At 44.5% G+C, this 16444-nt stretch carries 12 protein-coding genes; 6 read left to right on the forward strand and 6 right to left on the reverse strand.

The annotated features are described in order from the left end of the window. The coding region (locus AB4517_RS16865) for a hypothetical protein (RefSeq protein ID WP_372148839.1) at positions 1-323 on the reverse strand (323 nt) is incomplete at its 3' end. 1032 nt (positions 324-1355) lie between these two features. On the opposite strand from AB4517_RS16865, the gene AB4517_RS16870 reads away from it, so the two are divergent. Beyond that, complete coding sequence (locus tag AB4517_RS16870; protein WP_372148851.1) at positions 1356-2012, forward strand: 2OG-Fe dioxygenase family protein; 657 nt, start codon at positions 1356-1358, stop codon at positions 2010-2012. After that, positions 1996-3231, forward strand: coding sequence for a cysteine desulfurase-like protein (locus tag AB4517_RS16875; RefSeq protein WP_372148842.1), 1236 nt, complete (start codon positions 1996-1998; stop codon positions 3229-3231). Before AB4517_RS16870 ends, AB4517_RS16875 begins: the two co-directional genes overlap by 17 nt. A 155-nt stretch (positions 3232-3386) precedes the next feature. On the opposite strand, the gene AB4517_RS16880 is transcribed toward AB4517_RS16875, so the two are convergent. After that, complete coding sequence (locus AB4517_RS16880) at positions 3387-4058, reverse strand: type 1 glutamine amidotransferase domain-containing protein (RefSeq protein ID WP_372148844.1); 672 nt, start codon at positions 4056-4058, stop codon at positions 3387-3389. Between the two features lie 238 nt (positions 4059-4296). On the opposite strand from AB4517_RS16880, the gene AB4517_RS16885 reads away from it, so the two are divergent. Together AB4517_RS16885 and AB4517_RS16890 are read left to right on the forward strand one after the other, a co-directional pair. Beyond that, positions 4297-5181 (forward strand): LysR family transcriptional regulator, encoded by an 885-nt coding sequence (locus AB4517_RS16885; protein ID WP_372104730.1) that lies wholly within the window; start codon positions 4297-4299, stop codon positions 5179-5181. A gap of 346 nt (positions 5182-5527) precedes the next feature. Continuing rightward, positions 5528-6778, forward strand: a complete 1251-nt coding sequence (locus AB4517_RS16890) for a sensor domain-containing diguanylate cyclase (protein WP_017059759.1) — start codon at positions 5528-5530, stop codon at positions 6776-6778. 132 nt (positions 6779-6910) lie between these two features. Here the strand turns inward: AB4517_RS16890 and AB4517_RS16895 are convergent, their stop codons facing one another. Continuing rightward, positions 6911-7735 (reverse strand): DUF2797 domain-containing protein, encoded by an 825-nt coding sequence (locus tag AB4517_RS16895; RefSeq protein ID WP_108123288.1) that lies wholly within the window; start codon positions 7733-7735, stop codon positions 6911-6913. 303 nt (positions 7736-8038) lie between these two features. Between AB4517_RS16895 and AB4517_RS16900 the strand changes: the two genes are divergently transcribed. Beyond that, positions 8039-9334, forward strand: coding sequence for a GGDEF domain-containing protein (locus tag AB4517_RS16900; protein WP_372148800.1), 1296 nt, complete (start codon positions 8039-8041; stop codon positions 9332-9334). A gap of 254 nt (positions 9335-9588) precedes the next feature. Here AB4517_RS16900 and AB4517_RS16905 read toward each other — a convergent pair whose 3' ends face one another. From AB4517_RS16905 to AB4517_RS16915, 3 genes are all read right to left on the reverse strand, one after another. Beyond that, positions 9589-10959 carry a DASS family sodium-coupled anion symporter gene (locus AB4517_RS16905; protein WP_017059762.1) on the reverse strand — a complete coding sequence of 457 codons (1371 nt, stop codon included), beginning with the start codon at positions 10957-10959 and terminating at the stop codon, positions 9589-9591. A 196-nt stretch (positions 10960-11155) separates the two neighbouring features. Continuing rightward, positions 11156-11956 carry a vancomycin high temperature exclusion protein gene (locus AB4517_RS16910; RefSeq protein ID WP_017063589.1) on the reverse strand — a complete coding sequence of 267 codons (801 nt, stop codon included), beginning with the start codon at positions 11954-11956 and terminating at the stop codon, positions 11156-11158. A gap of 172 nt (positions 11957-12128) precedes the next feature. Next, positions 12129-13817 (reverse strand): NAD-dependent malic enzyme, encoded by a 1689-nt coding sequence (locus AB4517_RS16915; protein WP_136973971.1) that lies wholly within the window; start codon positions 13815-13817, stop codon positions 12129-12131. A gap of 183 nt (positions 13818-14000) precedes the next feature. On the opposite strand from AB4517_RS16915, the gene AB4517_RS16920 reads away from it, so the two are divergent. Continuing rightward, on the forward strand, positions 14001-16379 hold the full coding sequence (locus tag AB4517_RS16920) for a helicase-related protein (RefSeq protein ID WP_372148848.1): 2379 nt from the start codon (positions 14001-14003) through the stop codon (positions 16377-16379). Positions 16380-16444 lie beyond the last annotated feature (65 nt).

Here is a 16444-nt window from a genome sequence, read left to right on the forward strand (position 1 = left end):
ACTATATTAGTTATATCTAAAATTAGTAAATTATATGAAAGCAGGTGCTCTATATTAGCAAGTGACACCGACTCGATCGATGTTATGTCATAACCACAACGGTTCAGGTATGGAATTGGATAGTTTTCAGGGTTGTCATCGACTATAGCAACAGATTTTGTCTTATATATATCTACTTTCGATTCCTTAAACATCTCAGATAACATAGAGGAGTAGTCTGAGTGTTTAATTTGTTTTTTTTGTTTATTAAAGTATCGGAAGATAACAAGTGCAATGGTGCCTAAAGGAACCGCTACACTAAAAATATTGGATAACCATCCCATATCGGTTCCTAACGATTGTACCGGAGATGCTATAGATTGTAGGAAATCTTTCATGATAGTTTTGTCATTAAGTTTATTTAAATCAGTATTTTAGTGATTTTCTGGTAATTCATTCCAACAGTCAATAGGTTAGATGTAAGACGAGGAGTGTTTAGAAGAAAACTCCTGTAAATGTAATATGAACATGCATTTCTTGTTCGTATACGCTTAATTTTTCGCTGTTAGAGGTGATGCCACGAACTAGCACAGAACCAATGATCTGCACTAGATACACTAGAAGATAAGCTCTATTCATTTTAAGAAGCTTTGGGGTATAAACGTCTTAGGGAAGAACGCTTGACATTTGTAAACACATGTCGTTTATTTCGAAGTTACGTCCATTGTTGTGTTCGATTTCAAACGCTTGATGCCCAAGTAGTCAAATACCACTGAGTAAATTCCTCCGTAACATTCCATTTCAAGCACTTTCAAAACTAAAAGAGAAAACAAGTCCCGGTCTAAAAACGAAGTAAACCATTGAGGGCGGCCGAGTTCCCCCCGAACTCGACCTGTTCCAGACGCGCAAGCAAAGGCGTTTGGTTTCTGGCGTACTTATAAATTAACCAATTTCAGTTTGTTGTGTAAATAATCAATAGCTTGGCAATTGATAGGTAGGTCGTATTTTGCTGTGCAAAAGCATAGAAATGAATGATGGCGAGCGTGGTACTTGAGTTCATGCAAGGAGGCTGGCGTATTGAAGCGAAAGGGCTGACACAATATGAAACATGACTTACCAGTTAATAATATCGTTAAATTTAAATTTGCAGGCATTTATAACTAGCTAGTGGAGTGTGCTAGTTTTATGAGTTGGTTATCTTTTATTCTGGTGTTATGCACTGCTTTTGAATTTAAAGTTAGTTTTACTATCTGAATTATTATTTCTGACGGGATAAATGATTGTTTAATGTTGATTTGACAAGATCTTCAAGTATCCTTTATGTAAACAAAACGTTAAATATCGAAAGTAAATTAACAATCATTAAGGAGTCGATGATGTTACATGCTCACGAAAATACCCTACATATTACCCACCTCAGTAACCACGCGGTTGAGGAGTTGTCACCTTCATTCTCTAAGCTACCAAGTACAGAGCATGCGGATGGCCAGTTTCGATTGAGAAGGTACTCGGTGGTTCAATTCAGTAATGGACAAGTCGTTGAGCTAGACAAACATAACTTTGTTCAGTCTGAAAACATTAATCACTTTCAAGGTGACGTTGTTCGTCAGTTCGAGCCGATTGAAGCACCAATTCTAAGCAGCCAAGGCATGCAAGAGATGTGTGAACTGTTTATTGAAACCAACGGGCTTGAAGACGGACAAGAAATCGAAATCCACCAAATTCGTATCGCTGCCATTTATGAAGAGACGCAGGTTGCGCCAGAAGGCGTGCACCAAGATGGCTTCGACCACATCGCGTTAATTGGTGTGAACCGTCATAACATTGTGGGTGGCGAAATCATGCTATACCAAGATTCTCATGAAGCGCCATTCTTTAGAAAAGTGCTTGAAAACGGCGATGTTACGATGCTTGCAGACAGCAAGTTGTGGCACAACGCACAACCAATTCGCACTATAGACCACGATGAGATAGGTTACATGGATTTGTTTGTGCTAACGGCTAAGGATGCGCGTAATGTCCTTCACTCTTAATGATGTACGCCAACAGTTTAGCGCGTTAGGCCAATATCATAACGGCAAACCTGTGACCTTTTTTGATGGGCCAGGCGGATCTCAGGTGCCTGAGAATGTTTTAGCTTCAATGACCGAATACCTAGGGCATTTCAATTCAAACCTAGGTGGCCACTATTTTTCTAGCCAAAAGACCACGAGCTTAATGCAGCAAGCAAGAGAAGCGGCGCAAGCACTGCTTAATGCGGAGTCTTCTGGCAACGTTGTGTTCGGTGCGAATATGACATCGCTGACCTTCCAACTTAGTCGTGCGATCAGCCGCGACTGGCAAGAGGGCGATGAAGTTATCGTCACCGCATTAGATCATTATTCGAATGTATCGAGCTGGCAGCAAGCGGCAGACGACAAAGGGGCGATTGTTCGTCAAGTTCGTGTAGACGAGTCGGATTGCAGTTTGGATATGGCACATTTTGAGTCACTGCTGAATGAGAAAACCAAACTTGTCGCGGTGACGTTTGCTTCGAACACGACTGGCTCTATTGTCGACATGGCAAAAGTTATTGAGCTTGCACATCAGCATGGTGCGCAGGTTTATGTCGATGCCGTTCATTACGCGCCACATCACTTGATCGATGTTCAGCAGCTGAATTGTGATTTCTTAGCGTGTTCAGCGTATAAATTCTTCGGCCCGCATGTGGGCATTGCTTATGTTGCACCTCAATGGCTACACACGTTAAAGCCTTACAAGGTTGAGCCTGCAACCAATATTGGCCCAGGCCGTTTTGAAACAGGTACGCAAAGCTTTGAAGGCCTTGCAGGTGTGATTTCGGCGGTAGATTACTTGGCGCAATTCGGTGAGCCAACCGACTCATTGCGTTCTCGTTTAGAGCAAAGCTACGCGCTTTATAATAAGCATGAAAGCCAGCTCAGTGAGTACTTCCTTAAACGCTTGTCTGATCTTGAAGGGGCAAAGCTTTACGGGAAAACAGAGTTTGATTCGAACCTAAGAACGCCAACCTTTGCGGTTACCTTTGAAAACCATTCTCCAGAGTTCATCGCCAAGAAGCTGGGTGAACATAATATCTGTGTGTGGAACGGACATTTCTACGCATTAGGTTTGGTGAAACAGTTGGGTATTGAAGAGCAGGGCGTGGTGCGTATTGGTTGTATGCATTACAACTCGATTGAAGAGATCGACTTGTTGTTCAATGTGCTTGAAGGGATCTTGCGAAGCCATTAGTAGAAGTAATTAGCAAGAAGTCACGAGCACTTAATAGCGACAGAATTAGAAAAGAGCATACTTCTCTCATGAATAGTGAGTAGGAAATATGCTCTTTTTCGTTTCAGCGCGCTTATTTAGTTATCGCCTGTGACCTAATCAATACAGCGATTCGACTAAGAAAGCTGCTCAACAATTGCTACACCCACTGCGTGTGCGCTAGTTGGGTTCTGGCCTGTAATTACTCGCTCATCAACAATCACAAGCTCTTGCCAAGGTTGAACCTTGTTGAAACGCGCTGCGCTGCGAGCAAGAGACTCTTCCAGTAGGAACGGAATGTCGTTGATGGTGCCAAAGTCGATCTCTTCTTCACGTGTAAAGCCAGTCACCGATTTAGAGCTTAGTAGCTTCTCGCCGTTGCTTAAAACAATCGGAAGCAGCGCCGCAGGGCCGTGACATACTGACGCAATCACACCACCATCTTCGTAATGCTTAGCCGCAATAGCAGCGAATTGCTCGTTGGTTGCTAGGTCTGAAAGCAAGCCGAATCCGCCTGGGTAGAAGATAGCATCGTAGCTTTCTGCATTAATTTGGTTTACAGGAATCGTATTGTTGATGCGGTTTTGGAAGTCATCATCAGCCAAGATCTCAGCGTTTACTGAATCCCCTTCAATATCGATTCCGTACAATGGGCCTTTGCCACCCTTGATAGACGCGATGTCGTACTCAAAACCCGCAGCAATGATCTCTTTCAGAGCATGAGTCAGTTCAGGCGCGTAAGTACCGTTCGCTTGATCTGTGTCGCCTAGTGTTGCGTGGTTAGTTACAGGTATTAGTATTTTTTTCATGATTCGTCCCTTTGAGCACGTTTGTTTGGTTTCAGCGTTGTGGTTTTTCTTTAGGCATCGTGGTTTTTATTTAGAAAACCAAAATTTTCAATTTAGATGCCGCTGTTTCGTTACCTGTAATACTAGTAGCAAACCATTTGAGTGATAATATGCCGAATAGGCAAAACATTATTGCTATATAGCAATAGTGGATGTGAATTAGTCAGATGTGAATTCGTTAGACGTTAACAGGTGAAGTATGGATAGCTTTGAAGGTATTAATGAGTTTGTTGCGGTAGCCGAATGTCACGGCTTTTCTGCAGCAGCAAAACAACTGGGTTGCAGTACCAGTCATGTAAGCCGCCAAGTCTCAAGGCTAGAAGAGAGAGTGGGTGTGGCACTGCTTGCTCGCTCTACACGAATGGTGAGCCTGACCGAATCGGGTCACACCTATTATCAGCAGTGTAGAGATTTGGTCATTGGGCTTCAGCAAGCGAACGAGCAAGTGACTTCTCAGCAGACTCAGCTTAGCGGTACTCTGCGTGTGAGTGCGGCAGGCGCGTTTGCAGAAAATCATGTCGCGGCGGCGCTGATGGAGTTTGCTAAAGAGCATCCTGAGCTCACCATAGAAATGAATTTCAATACCAAGATGGTTAACTTCATCGAAGATGGCATCGATTTCGCGATTCGTTATGGTCGATTGGACGATTCAGGATTGGTGGCAAGAAAGCTGGTTGATCGCCCGATGGCAGCGGCAGCAAGCAAAGATTACATTGCTGAGTTTGGTGCTCCAGCGAATCCAGAACAACTCAAGCTGCACAGCTGTATTATCGCCAACAGTGACCAGTGGTTGTTCGAGAACGATGGAAATCCGCTAACCGCAGTCAGAGTTCATGGCCGTTGGAAAAGCAACAATTCAAGCGCTGTACTGAAAGCTTGCGAAGAGGGGCTTGGCATCGTTTATCTTCCTAAAAGCAGTTTCAATGGCAGTCTTAGCAATGGAAAACTCGTCCCTGTGTTAGAAGAGTATTGGGGAGCGGGCACAAGCAGTTGGATTGTTTATCAGAACCGTCGTTTTCTTCCACAGAGAGCACGGTTAGCTATCGACTTCTTAGTCTCATATTTCTCTGATTGGAATGAATAGTTCGTAGGTTTAAAGAATAGTGCGCAGGTTTAAAAGAATAGCGAACAGGATTTGAAGTGGTTGGGAGCGGATTCTTTCATCAGTTCAAGGCCAAAAGTAGAAAAAGATAATGGTTACATTGGTATAGGTTATCTATTTCTGTTTTTTGACGCGAATAATGGGATTGAGATGCTTGTCTACTTTTACTAACTCGTGTTAGCAATTGAGTTGTAGAGAAGGCCGCAACAGTACGATATACTAGATGGCATATTAATGTCCCTAGCGCGTGATAGATTCTGTGGAAGCGTTGGCAGGATGTGTTGTTATGCTCCAGTTTATGAAGTGTAGCTAGAGTGCGGAGTTGGCAATGTCTTCAATAAATTTCGAATCCACGTACGGTGTAATAACTATTCAAGATATGAATGTAGTGAGTGTTGACGCTAACTATGCTCGCATCTATGGATACCAATCGCCCGAAGAACTACTTTCTAATATCGATAGCTTTCTAGATTTAATCTCAGAAGATTACCATGTTTTAGCTTATCAAAATTACCTTGAAACGGTCAGTGGTCAACGCGACCCTCAGGTTCACACCTATACCAATGTTGATCGCAATGGCAGAGAGTTCACCGTGTTTTCTATCGACCATGTGACGGAGTGGCAGGGAAGACCTGCACTGCAAGTCACAGTGATCGATCTTTCCCCTGCGATTCAGCTGCAAAATGCGGTGCGTGAGCAAGATAAGATGTATCACGACATGATCATGCAATCTGGGCAGGGCATCTTGGTTCACCGAGATTTCAAGCCGCTGATGGTTAATCAATCTTGGGTCAACATGCAAGGCGCGGCTTCCATCGAGCAAGTATTAGAGCTGGACTCTATCCTTGAACTGGTACCAAAACAGAATGCCGATGGCATCAGCAAGCACTATCACGCGATCGTATCAGGGGAGTTGTCAGGTACTAGTACCGTGGTTGAAAACATTGGCTTTGACGGCGTTCATCGGTTCTTCAATATTTACGACAATGCGATTACTTGGAAAGGTCAGCCAGCCGTTCAGGTTGTGCTCGAAGATGTGACTCAAAAGGTGATGCTGGAAAAGCAGTTGGTACACCAAGCGAATTACGATGAAATGACGGATTTGCTTAACCGTAGGGCGATTTATGAGTGGCTGAGAGAGCACCTTGTCTCTGAGACTCACTTAGTGTGTATGCTGCTTGATATCGATGACTTCAAATCGATCAATGATACCTACGGGCACATGGTGGGTGACGAGGTAATTTGCGCATTGGCTGATATTACTAAGCGTAATGTTGAGGCTGTGGGCGGTGTCGCAGGTCGATGGGGCGGTGAAGAGTTCATTGTATTTATCCCTAATGCGTCGCCTCAGATTTCGCGTCAAGTGTCTGATCAGATCCGAGAGCAGTTTAATCAAACCGAATTTAAGATTGATGAACAGTTACGATTTAATTCGAGTGTCAGTATCGGAATCAGTGATAGCCAAGCCTGTGAAGACGGTGTCACGATTGATGCACTCGTGAATTTAACCGATCAATCTCTCTATCGCGCGAAAGCCAACGGCAAGAATTGTGTAGACGGAGATGTGGTTGCGCTCTAACGCCTAAAATCGTCATCGAAAGCGAATAGGATCGACAACGAAAAATGCCCTCAAGTCATCACTTGAGGGCATTTTATTTTTTGGCTATTCACTAAGCGCTTCTAACTATAAGAAACGTTTAAGTTCTACAAGTTATGCAGACACTTCCACTTCGTAAGAACCAAATTTACGGATGTTAATCACACCTGTATCTAGGATAAGGTATTGGCCTTTAATGCCTTGAAGTACGCCTGTCACTTCAGGATTCTTATCAAAGTTGTGCGATACAATCTTCACTGGGTGCTGCTCAACCGGGTAGCTCAGTGAAGTGATGTTTTCGCTCAGAATCTCGATTGCATCGTCACCAAACTTCGCTCTGATCTCTTGGATCTTATCTTCAACCAATGGCAATAGTTCTTTGGCTTTTTCTACCAACTCCATATCGTCGCCATCGCCTTTTAGCAGCGTGCGCCAGTTGGTTTTGTCAGCAATGTGCTTCGCTAACTCAACTTCGATCAGGCCAGAGATCTGACGTGTTTTTACCTTCAAGATAGGCAAACCTTGAGTCGCGCCTTGGTCAATCCAACGGGTAGGGATTTGAGTATGACGAGTGATACCCACCTTTAGGCTTGATGTGTTTGATAGGTAAACGAAGTGATCAACCATGCAGTTCTCTTCACCCCATTGAGGCTCACGACATGTGCCTTCATCGTAGTGACAAGTCTCTGGTTTCATGATGCACATGTCGCAGCTTGCTAGCTTTTTCATGCACACAAAGCAGTGGCCTTGAGAGTAGCTTTTCTTGGTTTTCTTATCACACGAACAACAAAAAATATTGCCGGTATGGGTAAGGTTGATGGTTTTACCAATCAGAGGGTTTAGCTCTACAAACTCTTCACCTACAGGCAAACGGTAGGTAACCGCGCCATCAAGGGAAGCACTCATCTTTTTGAGTGTTCCTTTTGCTAATAAAGACATGACATTACTCGTTGTATTTTGATTATTATTTCGTCGACTCGATTGCGCTGTGAGCAGGCAGTACGGTTAACGATGATTATGCGATGAGTATAACAAATAGAGCCTGTTTTTATACGCAATATTACTTGATTCTCGCCGTGAAAAATTAACGGCAAATACATGCATAAAAATATAGTATGACATTTTGTTCGGGCGTGATATAACGTTTTTTAGTGATTTATTGGTATTAAGATCACTAATTTACCTGATTTGTTTTTTATCGTGAAATCCCAACTATAGGGATCTTAAGCCGGAAGCTTAGACGTGAAGTGGATCCATAAGATTGTTATCTTTCTCGTTATCGCAACGCTTGCCATTGTGCAGTATTACCGTGTGAGCGGAAATCGTGTGATAACAGCAATAACCCCTGATAAATATGAATTTATCGCGACCAGCGATCGAGTTGATAGGGGCGTCAGTACATCCCAATTATCCTACGAAAATGGGCAATATATTCTCGACTGTGAACTTAAAGAGTCGGAATACCCTTGGCCTTATTGCGGCCTATCGATTCGTATCAACCCAGATATTACCGAAGGTCTTGATCTCTCTCAGTATCACACCTTTAGAGTGAATATTGATTACCATGCGGAAGCGGATTCTAGTGGCCGTTTGAGAACTTACCTACGCAACTACAATCCTGCTTATTCTGTTCCTGATGACGAGTACACACACAAGTACAACGGCATGGAGTTTTCTCCAGGAATCGATGGCGGTGTGATTGAAATCCCAATCGCCAATCTACAGGTGATGACATGGTGGTTAGCCGACAATGATGTGGCATTAGAGCACTCTGCACCTGAATATTCGAATGTGAATATGGTCGAGTTTGCTACCGCATCGGGTGCGAAGCTAGGCCATCATCGAATTGTTATTCGCAGCATCGAGTTTGAAGGCTCGTATATCTCTGCGGAAAGCTTGTTCTTGATCTTGCTGTTTATCTGGGTCGGAACAGGTACTGTGTTCTTACTTTCAGAATTGCATCGTTCAAGAAAACGCATGGTGATCGCAGAGAAAAGACATCACCACTTAAAGAACGTCAATCGCGCACTGAGAGAACAGAATTTTGAATTTTCAGAGATGGCCCATCGTGATGAGTTAACCGGAATACTAAACCGCCACGCGATTCGTGATTGGTTGAAAATGCAGTCACAACATGTGAAGCAAGGACATGGCAAGCTGGGTATGTTGTATCTCGATATCGACTACTTCAAGAGTGTAAATGACAAGTACGGACACCAAATGGGTGACCATATTCTACGTGAGTTCAGCATGGTGGTGGGCAGTTCGATCAGCGCTACCGACAAGTTGGTGAGATGGGGTGGTGAAGAGTTCATTGTTTTTTGCCCTGAGACTGATCTTGGCGAAGCACAAAGAAAGGCCGAGAAAATCCGACTTTTAGTCAGCCAGCACCTTTGGGTTCATGGCGATCCGCTGACATGCAGTATCGGTGTTGCCGAGATGAAACAAGAGCGAGTGACAGAGACTATTGCTCGCGCTGATGAAGCTTTATATCAAGCAAAGCATTCAGGTCGAAATCAGGTGATCTTGAGTCACTAATCTGAAAATTGTTTTGATGAGTTTATAAGCCACACGTGCATATGTGACGTGTGGCGTTTTTATGGTTCTTCTCCCAAAAGCCAAAACAAAAAAGGTGGCGCGGGGCCACCAAAAGGGAAAGCGTTTCTTGTTTTTATATGCCCGTTCAGTGCTTGCTTACGCTGAACGGGCATTTTTGTCTTGGTTGAACCGGGGGAAGTTCAACCAGTTTAGGGGAGCATTCCTGTAAGCATGCGCTTATAGAACGTTAGTGTTTACCAGAAGATCCAAGCGAACAGAGTCAGAACTAGGATACAAACTAGGTTCAACACCATACCGATTCGCATCATCTCTTTCTGCTTGATGTGACCCGAGCCAAACACGATTGCGTTTGGTGGTGTTGCAACAGGAAGCATGAAGGCACAAGACGCAGCAACAGCGATCAGTGCAGACAAAATAACTGGCGACATACCAAGTGCTTCAGCGATGGTTGCGAATACTGGCACCAGAAGTGCTGCACTCGCTGTGTTACTCGCAAATTCCGTTAGGAATACCACGAACGCTACCACGGCTAGAATCGTAAGCAGTACGCCAGCTGTTTCTAAAAATCCGCTTAGTGAGTGTGCTAAGAATACGCTGGTTCCTGTCGCTTTTAGAATGTTACTTAAGCAGATACCACCACCGAATAGGATAAGAACACCCCAGTCCGTTGTCTTCTCAACGTCTTTCCATTCCACCGCTCTAGAAGCGCCAAGCAGTACAATTGCGCCAATCGCTACCAAGCTATCAAATTTAGAGAATCCGCCAATCATTGCGTTGATTGGTTTACCGAATATCCAAAGCGTTACGGTTAGAAGGAAGATAGACAGTGTGATTTTCTTGCTGTTTGTCCATTCAACTGGGGCATGGTCTAGCTCGAATTTGTGGTCAAGCTTCGGCTTAGTCATCACGTAAAGAATAATCATCGCGATTGGCAGTAAGATCATTGAGATAGGTAGACCTAGCGCCATCCATTCTGTGAAACTTAAACCAACTTCTGCGGCAGCAATTGCGTTTGGTGGGCTACCCACTAAGGTTGCGATACCACCGATTGAAGCACAGTAAGCGATACCCAATAGTACGAACACGTAGGTGTTGCGGTCTTCACTTTGGTCAACCTTGTTCATGATGCCAAGAACAAGAGGAAGCATCATTGCTGTGGTGGCTGTGTTTGAGATCCACATGGATAAGCCAGCACTCACACCGAACAGCATGAACACAGCGACCGACATTCTGCCTTTTGCAATCAACAGTACTTTGTCGGCAATCGCTTTATCTAGCTCTTGCTTGTTCAGTGCGGCTGCCAATGCGAAGCCACCCATGAATAAGAAGATGATTGGGTTTGAAAAGTTAGCCAGCGCTGCGGGCGTGTTGAATACACCAAACAAGACAGCCAATAGGGGAACGAGCAAAGCGGTGATGCTGACATGAATAGCTTCGGTTAACCATAGAACCGCAACGAACACGAGAATACTCAAACCAGTATTGACTTGTGATTCGAAAGGAAGGGTGTTGAGCAAGAGTGCGAATAGCGTGAAATTACCAATTAATATCATGCTGTTGCGGGTGAACAACCAGTGTTTCAGTGTAGTAACAAGTGCCGTCATAAGACGCTCCTTTTGTTATCCTCGTTTTATTGGTGCACGACTTCATTGAGTCGTGCTTATTATTTTCGAGGTATATAGCTTGATGTAGGGTCAGACTTTGTTGGGAGAATGTTACTTAAGTTAATAAAGGCGTGTTGGTGTGTTTTTGTGTAACAGTGGGGAAATGTGAGGCAACAAATTCAAAATGTGTAGTTTTCTACACATCTGTCTCTGCTGGGTCTGCAATAGGGTTTGTTGTAGGATCTACAACAGGGTTTACAGAGGGGTCAGTCATAGGGTTTGGAATCGGAAATGATTCCGGTTTTGGACTCGATTGAATGGGCTCTTTAGGTCCAAGGAACTTTGGCGTTGTCCCCATAATATACAAATCTAAGAAGGCTTTGGTACGCGCAAAAACTTCACGCAAACGGATAGAGGTGCCTGAATGATGAGTAGGACCTGAAACCGCTAAACATTGTGCATGAATATCGTAAGAATTAGCGATAAATAGTGCTCTTTCACAGTGGAATTTCTGAGTAATGATCAGGAAGTTGTCGGTGTCGAAGATCTTTTTAGCGCGAACAATCGAGTCTAAGGTTCTAAAGCCTGCGTAATCGAGGTTAATGCGTTCATCGGGTACACCCGCTTTCAGCAAGTCGCGTTTCATCGTCCACGGCTCATTGTAAGAGCGATGAGCGTTATCACCACTTAACAGAAACTGGTCGACTTTTTCACGGTCGAACAGCTCAATCGCGGCTTCGATTCGGTGCTTATAATAGTCGTTGAGTGTTCGACCCAAATATTTGCTCGTGCCAAGCACAACGGCGACCTCAAGCTCGGGCACTTCATCTATATCGTAGATGATGCGATCTTCCGCTTGCCATGAAACCCAATAATCGATCGCAATAACCGCAGCGCTGCCTACTAAGAACACGAGGAAAGCGCCAAACAGAAAACCTTGCAGTTTTTTGTAAGCTTTTTTTATGTAGCTACGGATAATGTGAGAATCAAATTTCACTCTCGGTATGGTCCTTTCACTGAGCATTAATTTTTGAGTGCTCGATAATACCAAATAAAAATGAGAAAAATCAGTTAAAAAGACAAGACAGTTTAAAGAAAAAAGCCCCTGCAATTGCAGAGGCTAATATAAGAGTCGTTAACGCTCTTTATTCCAAGCGCAGTACGCTTTATTAGAATGCCGTGCGCTTGTAGCGACGGTAAACTGGCTGCCAGAAGTGCTGGTCAATCGCTTGTTGCAGTGCTTCTTCAGTGATCTCTAGAGCAACGCCCTGTTCAATCGCCTTTTTACCTACCGCAAGAGCAATTTTCTTAGATACCGTGTGGATCTCTTCCAATGGTGGAAGTAGAGCACCTGTGCCATTGATTGCTAGTGGAGAACACGTAGCAAGTGCACGGCTTGATTCCATTAGCATTTCGTCAGTGATGCGTGAAGCATTCACAGCCAATACACCAAGGCCAATACCTGGGAAGATGTAGCTGTTGTTACACTGAGCGATTGGGTAAGTTGTGCCGTTGTGAACGACTGGCTCAAATGGGCTACCTGTCGCAACAAGTGCTTGGCCATCAGTCCAACGAATAATGTCGTTTGGCGTCGCTTCAACACGGCTTGTTGGGTTCGACAGTGGGAACACGATAGGGCGTTCACTGTGTAGGTTCATCTCTTTGATGACTTCTTTGCTGAATAGACCTGGAGCACCAGACACACCAACCAATACGGTTGGTTTCGCGTGGCGAACTACGTCTAGTAGAGAGAAACCAGTGCCATCGCTTTCCCAGTCTTTAGTATTTGCGTTGGTTTGAACTAGGCGCTGTTGGAAATCAAGCAAGTTCTGCATGCCTTCCTGTAGCAGACCCCAACGGTCAACCATGTAAACTTGAGAGCGTGCCTGTGCATCGCTGATACCTTCAGACACCATTTGGGCAATGATAGCTTCAGCAATACCACAACCTGCAGAACCCGCACCTAAGAAAGTGATGCGTTGATCTGAAAGTTTGCTGTTTGCTGCTTTACATGCTGCAAGTAGAGAACCAACCGTTACGGCTGCTGTGCCTTGGATATCATCGTTGAAACAACAGATGCGATCTTTGTAGCGCTCAAGCAGTGGCATTGCGTTCTTTTGTGCGAAATCTTCGAACTGAACTAATGCATCAGGCCAACGGCGTTGAACCGCTTGGATGAACTCTTCAACGAATGCATCGTAGTCAGCACCCGTAATACGAGGATGACGCCAGCCCATGTACATTGGGTCAGCAAGACGTTGAGGGTTGTTAGTACCCACATCGAGCACGATTGGTAGCATGTAAGCTGGGCTGATACCGCCACAAGCTGTATAAAGTGCTAGCTTACCAATTGGAATACCCATACCACCGATGCCTTGGTCTCCCAAACCAAGAATACGCTCACCATCCGTAACCACGATAACTTTAACGTTGTGGTTTGTCGCATTATTCAGTAGGTCATCGATACGATCGCGGTTCGGGTATGAGATAAACAGACCACGCCCACGACGGTAAATATTTGAGAAGTTCTCACATGCTGCGCCAACTGTTGGCGTATAAATGATAGGCATCATTTCAGAGATGTGGTTTTGAACTAAACGATAAAAAAGCGTTTCATTAGTGTCTTGGATGTTACGAAGGTAGATATGCTTATCCATATCACTTTCGAAGTTACAATATTGTTTGTATGCACGTCCTACTTGCTCTTGGATTGTTTCGGTTGTTTCCGGTAACAAACCTTCAAGGTTGAAAGAACTGCGCTCTTCAGCAGAGAATGCGCTGCCTTTGTTTAGAAGAGGTGTACTTAGTAGAGCAGGACCAGCATAAGGGATATATAGAGGGCGTTTATCGTTGTTCATTGGATGCCTAATATGGGAGAAAGGGTAACTAAAAAATGATAACGGTTTAGTTATTCAATTGTAAATAGTTTCTCCGCGATCTGAGCAAACAAAATGATATTCTTACCTCTGTCCCACACTTATCGAATTTCAACACGATAATTCGTTATACTTTGCTCACACTTTTTCGCTACTCGCCATTTTATGTCATTACTTCCCATCGATGCTTATCAAAACGTATTCCACGAACAAATCGCTAATTCTCACCTTGTCGTAGAGGCGGAAACCGGATCAGGTAAATCAACGCGCCTGCCACTTTGGGCCTCTCAACATGGGCGAGTGTTAGTGGTGGAGCCAAGACGCATCGCGTGTACATCACTGGCTAAATATCTCGCGCAGCGATCAGGCGAGAAGTTGGGTAGCAAAGTGGGCTATGCGATTAAGCTTGAGTCGGAATACAACGAGCAAACTAACGTTGTTTTTGTGACGCCCGGTATCGCGCTGCGTTGGTTATCAGAAGATGGACTCGCTAGTTTTGATGTGATCGTGGTGGATGAGTTTCATGAGAGGCGCTGGGACATTGATCTGCTGGTGGCGATTCTGAAGCAAAAAGCGAGTCATCGTTTGGTGATCACTTCAGCAACCATTGAGGGTGAACGCCTTGCTCAGTATTTGGATGCGAATCGCATAAGCTGTGAAGGGCGAACCTATCAAGTTGAGATTGAGCACAGAGCGAATGAATCCAGAACACTGCCTGATATCCGACATCTAGAGCAGCGTATCGCGGAAGAAGTGAATCATCAGCTGATCGCTTCTTCTGGCGATATGTTGGTTTTTCTGCCGGGTAAAAAAGAGATCGTGCAATGCGAACAAGCCTTAGCGAAAAATCCAGATATCCAAGTTGTTAAATTGCATGCGTCGGTCAGTGATACAGAGCGAGATTCAGCGTTATCGGGTCGTAATATCAATACTGAAGGTAATGGTTTGAGAAAGGTCATCCTTGCGACCAACGTTGCAGAAACCTCATTAACCATTCCTGACATTGGCGTGGTGATAGATTCAGGATTAGAGAGACGCACCGTTCAGCGTAATGGCAGAACCACACTGATGCTTAAATCCATATCACGAGCGAGTGCCAAACAGCGAGCTGGCCGCGCGGGTAGGGTAATGGATGGCGTTTGCGTGCGTCTATATGGTGAACATGCGGCGTTAGAGTTAGTCACACCGCCTGAATTGCAGCGTGAAGAGCTGACTGAACCTATGTTGGCCGCAGCATGTTGTGGATCTCCGCTTGAGAGCTTGTCCTTCCTTGACCCTATTCCAGAGAAATCACTCAACAGTGCAACTCAAACCTTGCTGACGATGGAAGCGATTAACGCCGACCATCAAGTTACCGAGCATGGTAAAAAGCTGTATCCGTTGCCGATTGATGCTTTGTATGCCGATATCGTTACTCGAATCAAAACCAAAGCATTAAAAGAGGCGATGGTTGATCTCACTGCGGCGCTGTCCGTTCCTGCTCGCTTGTATCAGTTACCAAACAATGCAGAACATCTTGAAGCGCTCGCGCAACAAGAGAAGGAAGGGTGTGATTTAAGCCTGTTGATTCAGATTGTGCGCGGTCGAGAATATCCGCATTTAGACATCGACCAACAGGCTCTGAATGAAGCTCAAGGATTGGCGAAGCAAATGCGGGAGGTATTTGAACTTCCTCAGCTAGAAGTCGCGTCACGTTTCCAACGCATTGAATTGCTCAAGACCATTGTGAATCTGCATCCTGAACTGGTGTTTGTGCGCCGACTGAAAAGGAAAGAAGCCTTTGCCAATGGTGTTTTAGAAGTGGTGCTCGGTCGTCAGAACCGTTTCCCTGATAATGCACAAGCGATGTTGGTGTTGGATACTCACAGCTTGCCGGGAAGAGGCGTTAAGCAAACACTGACCTTAGCGACGGTCACGACACCCATTCCTCTTGAGCTTCTCATTGATGCTGAACTAGGAGAGTGGGAGCAAGGCGAAACCGTTGTGAATGATGATGGTGTTTTTACCGAGATGGCATTGGTGTACGCAGGCCGCACGATTACAACCAAACTCGTCGCCGCTGAAGGGCAACTATCGTTAAAACCTATCGTCGACCTTGTGTTAAATGGAGAGCAGCTTCCCGGTTTTGCAAAGGCTCGCACTCAAGAAATCAAACACTGGCAGTTGTATGTGAAACTTGGTCTCGATGAACAAACTAAATACACACCAGAAATTGAGAACATTAACTTTGAGCTATGGTTTATAGAGCAGCTTGAAGTACTAGGTGTTACTGATGTCAGCGAATTGGAAATGTTCGATCATGCAGACATACCGTTCGATGGCATTCCAACTTGGCTCTACTCAGAATTTTCGGAAAAATACCCGTTTGCATTGAGCCTTGCCGACTTGCAACTCGATGTTGAATACTTGCCCGCAAGAAAGCTGATTTACGTCCATTATCAGTCGGGTAGCCGAAAGTTATCGCCAAAACGTTGGGAGCTACCGACATGGTCTGGTTGGCGTATTCAGTTCAAAAAAGCGAGTCGAATAATTGATATCAAATAGATGGATAAGTTTTATCTCTAAAATATTAATCAAATAGATGCATATATGATTTTTCAGTGCTTATT

The sequence above is a fragment of the Vibrio sp. 10N.222.52.C3 genome (assembly GCF_041474195.1).
Taxonomy (GTDB): Bacteria; Pseudomonadota; Gammaproteobacteria; order Enterobacterales; family Vibrionaceae; genus Vibrio; species Vibrio crassostreae_C.

Bases quoted from the DNA above. Each gene is read 5' to 3' on its own strand.
- AB4517_RS16870 (WP_372148851.1), top strand. From the start codon at position 1,356: ATGTTACATGCTCACGAAAATACCCTACATATTACCCACCTCAGTAAC.
- AB4517_RS16875 (WP_372148842.1), top strand. From the start codon at position 1,996: ATGTCCTTCACTCTTAATGATGTACGCCAACAGTTTAGCGCGTTAGGC.
- AB4517_RS16880 (WP_372148844.1), bottom strand. From the start codon at position 4,058: ATGAAAAAAATACTAATACCTGTAACTAACCACGCAACACTAGGCGAC.
- AB4517_RS16885 (WP_372104730.1), top strand. From the start codon at position 4,297: ATGGATAGCTTTGAAGGTATTAATGAGTTTGTTGCGGTAGCCGAATGT.
- AB4517_RS16890 (WP_017059759.1), top strand. From the start codon at position 5,528: ATGTCTTCAATAAATTTCGAATCCACGTACGGTGTAATAACTATTCAA.
- AB4517_RS16895 (WP_108123288.1), bottom strand. From the start codon at position 7,735: ATGTCTTTATTAGCAAAAGGAACACTCAAAAAGATGAGTGCTTCCCTT.
- AB4517_RS16905 (WP_017059762.1), bottom strand. From the start codon at position 10,959: ATGACGGCACTTGTTACTACACTGAAACACTGGTTGTTCACCCGCAAC.
- AB4517_RS16915 (WP_136973971.1), bottom strand. From the start codon at position 13,817: ATGAACAACGATAAACGCCCTCTATATATCCCTTATGCTGGTCCTGCT.
- AB4517_RS16920 (WP_372148848.1), top strand. From the start codon at position 14,001: ATGTCATTACTTCCCATCGATGCTTATCAAAACGTATTCCACGAACAA.